This window comes from Sphaerospermopsis kisseleviana CS-549 (assembly GCF_028329225.1).
GTDB classification, from domain to species: Bacteria; Cyanobacteriota; Cyanobacteriia; order Cyanobacteriales; family Nostocaceae; genus Sphaerospermopsis; species Sphaerospermopsis kisseleviana.
Map to the genome: position 1 here is coordinate 1 of NZ_JAQMTI010000067.1, position 3,851 is coordinate 3,851.

The window sequence follows — 3,851 nt, forward strand, 5'->3', positions numbered from 1 at the left end:
AAGTCGAAGTAAGTCGAAGTAAGTCGAAGTAAGTCGAAGTAAGTCGAAGTATGCCAGTGTTACAAGGGTTTTATCATTAATAAGCTGTTACACAGCTAAATTGTATAATCCTAATGTTCTGAACTCTTGTTTAACAGGCAAGATGCCTGTTCCACTTATACAAATTAAATGCACAACAGCTTATCTGTACCTCATAATAACGGAAACTGCTGTATTTAGCAGTGGATCAGTATGGAAAAAACTAAGCGGTTAAACAATTGACATTTTCTAGTAATAAACCAGAGGAAATAGCGATCGCTCAACGCAAGTTTAATGATGAGAAAGAAATTTTACAAAAGTTGCCAGATCATAAACAAATTCCTGATTTTGTAGATTATATCGCAGAAAATTAACAATATTACTTAGGGATCTGGATATCAAAAATTGCTATATCTGAATACTTACTTCCAATCTTTTTTGTCTGATTCAGACATCCTCTAATAAGAAGTCACTAAAACCTCACTAATATTACCCCGCTTATTAACATTAGAATTAATGGATCTGGCAGCGGAAATTGCATGAATATTAAACCGACGATAAAGATCACGAATAAAATCACAATCTGAATTTGCTAACATTACCTTAACACCCCGTTTAGCTAATTCTGCAAATACATCTCTTAATTGTTGTTGCTGTTTTTCCCCAAATAAATATTTACTATAAGCTGTAAAATTACTGGTTTCACTCAGAGGTTGATAGGGAGGATCAAAAAAAACAAAATCATCACTGCTAGTAGCATAATTCAAAACTGTGGTAAAATCTGCGTTTTCAATGTCTGCTGTAGCAAGTGCTTTTGATGCAAGTCTTAAAACATCTTCCTGACAAATACCAGGATTTTTATATCTACCCAAAGGAACGTTAAATTTACCTTGAGAATTGACTCGATATAAACCATTAAAACAGGTTTTATTCAAATAAATAAACCTAGCTGCTTTCTGTAAATCTGTTCCTTCCCAATTAGAACGTATTTTATAATAATAATCTCCCTGATTTTTATGATGTTTTTCCTTGTGTTTTTGTAGACGTTCAATTAATTCGTCAACATGATCTCTAACACAGCAATAGGTCGTAATTAAATCAGTATTAATATCAGTTAAAACAGCTTGGGAAAATATGTTTTGTGCTTGGAGATGAAAAAAAACCGCCCCTCCACCTAAAAAGGGTTCATAATAATGCTGGTAATTTGTGGGAAAATATTTTTGATATTGAGAAATCAACCTACCTTTACCTCCCGCCCACTTTAAAAAAGGACGCGGGTAAGTTGTTTGAGAAACTTTACTAATCATATATATTTCTATATTTCTATTAAAATAAAAATTACTAATTACCAATTACCCATTACCAATTACCTATTACCAATTAGTTATTTTATATGAATTGAGCAATTTTCAACCCTATAGACTACAATTAAATTAAATAAGCACCTGAAAACAAACTATAGTTTATAACAAGGCAGTCTATATTCAAATGTTTGATGGATTTTGGGATAACGTATTTCGCTACCCCCGGTACTTGGTTACTATCGTCTTAGGTCTTTTGCTGAATACCTTTCAGCCATTGATGCCTTTTTTAAAACGCCCAGGTACTCTAATAGCAGTGCTTGGTTTATTAGTAGGAGGGTTCTTTTTCGTAACTTTGACTCTCCGGGCGATGCTGGGTTTGAGTACAATCTAAACTAAAACCTGAATAGGGTTTAAACATCAGGACAATTGCTGTAAGTTTTACAGCTATTATCCTGAATTTGCATCTATATCATATCGTAAAACCTCTGTGAGAAGGCGGAATTTATATGGCTACAAATCGCCGCGTTTCCCGCGTTGCTGAATTAATTAAACGGGAAGTTAGCCAAATGTTGCTCAACGGTATTAAAGATGACCGTGTGGGTACAGGAATGGTGAGTGTCACCGATGTAGATGTTTCCGGTGACTTGCAACACGCTAAAATTTTCGTCAGTATTTATGGGACCCAGGAAGCTAAAGCTGAAACAATGGAGGGTTTAAAATCAGCAACTGGTTATGTCCGTAGTGAACTAGGTGCTAGAGTAAGGCTGCGTCGTACTCCAGAAGTGATCTTTGTTGAGGATCGCTCTCTTGAACGTGGTACTAAAGTGCTGAGTTTATTAAACCAACTTCAGCAGGAGCGTCAAACAGAAAGCATTGCAGAAGATGAGGAAGATTTTTCCCAATAGTTAACTTAAATATCCAGATCCCCGACTTCTTTAAAAAATCGGGGTTCTATCATCTATTTTACGTTTAATTATAGCAGAAGGCAGGAGGCAGAAGGCAGAAGGCAGAAGGCAGAAGGCAGGAGGCAGGAGGCAGGAGGCAGAAGGCAGAAGGCAGAAGGCAGGAGGTGAAACATCCTTGCGGCTTGGGTTTTGCTTGTTCCGTTTGTACCTCATGGATGTGCAATCTGCTGTATGTTGATGTAATTAAAAATAAGAAACTTAAAAATACCTATTAAAAATACTTATTAAAAATACTTAATGGAATGATATGATGAGTTGTTGGTTAATTAAATTTTGTATCACTGATTACGAAGAGTCACAAATAGAAAGCAGCACAGTTTAAAAATGTTTAAAAAATGTTTAAAAAATGTTTAAAAAATTGTTAACAAATGCTGGCTATAAAATTTAGTGGTGTAACTTAGCCATTGTGATCAGATTTCAAATTTTTAGATGTTGGATTGGCAATAGCCTGATGGATCTAAATTTTGCAAATCTATTGGTCGCACCTGTATGGTATAATGTATAAAAAAGGACAAACTATAACCAATTTCCGGCACAAGATACCAGGTATATTTTTTGGTAAAAATCCATGACGGTGTAGCTAGAAAAGGCTTTACAAGGGCTAAAAGTGATTATTGGGAATCTCAATAATAATTTTTTAATACATAATATTAGAAAATACTAGATTAAATTGTAACCATAGGTATATAGATATTAAAGTGTAAACCTGTTAATAGTAGCTGCAAGGCATTACCAATCAGCCAAATTCTAAATGTTGGGATGCACAATTGGAAATGGAGTTAATATTAATGTTGTGCTTCCTTGACAAACTTAACATTTCTTTAGATAATTTATAGGTGTATAGCGTCAAAATGATAATAGTTCCGTATAGCAAACTACAAAACCTAGCCAAAGGTCTAAATTATTGCCATTTTCTTTCCTGATGAAAATTGGGAATACTATCTAAATGTAAATTTGTGAGTAAAAACAATGAGTGTGAATACGGTGCCTTCTATCAATTACTACTCTCTCGACGTAATCCAGGACGAAGCACGCCAACTGGTGCAGAAGGGAATGGTGAGCCGTCAACAGCCAATATATACACTCTGCCAATACATCCCTGCTAGAGAGTGGGTTTGTGTTGAATATGAATTGGAGAAGTGTGACTTTTTATTGCGCGATCGCATTGGGGATTTAATTGGTCGTGAAGAATGGGAAAACGACTAATTAGAATCAAAGGTTGGTTTTAAATCGGGTGTTGATTTTTGATGTGTGGATCTAACAGGAAATATTTCCCTGTCCATCATCTATTCTCAACTATGAACACAGAACAATTAAAGTCTGAATTTATACTACTTTTCCAGTGAGCGATATTGACGATGGACTGAGCCTCCCCATCGTGATTTTGAATAAGTAGTCATTATTTTATTTATACTTGTCCAGAGTTCATGACTTTGGGCAAGTATATTTTTTGTCAGGAGTCAGGAGATCAAGGAGTCAGGAGTCAGAAGGTAAATATTTCTCCCCAGTCACCAGTCACCAGTCACCAGTCACCAGTCACCAGTCACCAGTCACCAGTCACCAG

General features: G+C 35.5%; 5 protein-coding genes. 4 read left to right on the top strand and 1 reads right to left on the bottom strand.

All coding sequences use genetic code 11. The features are described from left to right. Positions 1-257 precede the first annotated feature (257 nt). Entirely contained in the window at positions 258-392 is a 135-nt protein-coding gene (locus tag PN497_RS04745; protein ID WP_272109721.1) for a hypothetical protein, read from the top strand. 84 nt (positions 393-476) lie between these two features. Here PN497_RS04745 and PN497_RS04750 read toward each other — a convergent pair whose 3' ends face one another. Further along, entirely contained in the window at positions 477-1,325 is an 849-nt protein-coding gene (locus PN497_RS04750; protein WP_096568317.1) for a DNA adenine methylase, read from the bottom strand. 181 nt (positions 1,326-1,506) lie between these two features. Between PN497_RS04750 and PN497_RS04755 the strand changes: the two genes are divergently transcribed. The 3 genes from PN497_RS04755 to PN497_RS04765 all read left to right on the top strand — a co-directional run bounded on the left by PN497_RS04755 (position 1,507) and on the right by PN497_RS04765 (position 3,493). Next, positions 1,507-1,713: a DUF751 family protein gene (locus PN497_RS04755; RefSeq protein ID WP_096568315.1), complete on the top strand. Its 207-nt coding sequence runs from the start codon at positions 1,507-1,509 to the stop codon at positions 1,711-1,713. A gap of 115 nt (positions 1,714-1,828) precedes the next feature. Beyond that, positions 1,829-2,227, top strand: coding sequence for a 30S ribosome-binding factor RbfA (gene rbfA, locus PN497_RS04760; RefSeq protein ID WP_096568313.1), 399 nt, complete (start codon positions 1,829-1,831; stop codon positions 2,225-2,227). A 1,029-nt stretch (positions 2,228-3,256) separates the two neighbouring features. Beyond that, positions 3,257-3,493, top strand: coding sequence for a DUF4327 family protein (locus PN497_RS04765; RefSeq protein WP_096568309.1), 237 nt, complete (start codon positions 3,257-3,259; stop codon positions 3,491-3,493). Positions 3,494-3,851 lie beyond the last annotated feature (358 nt).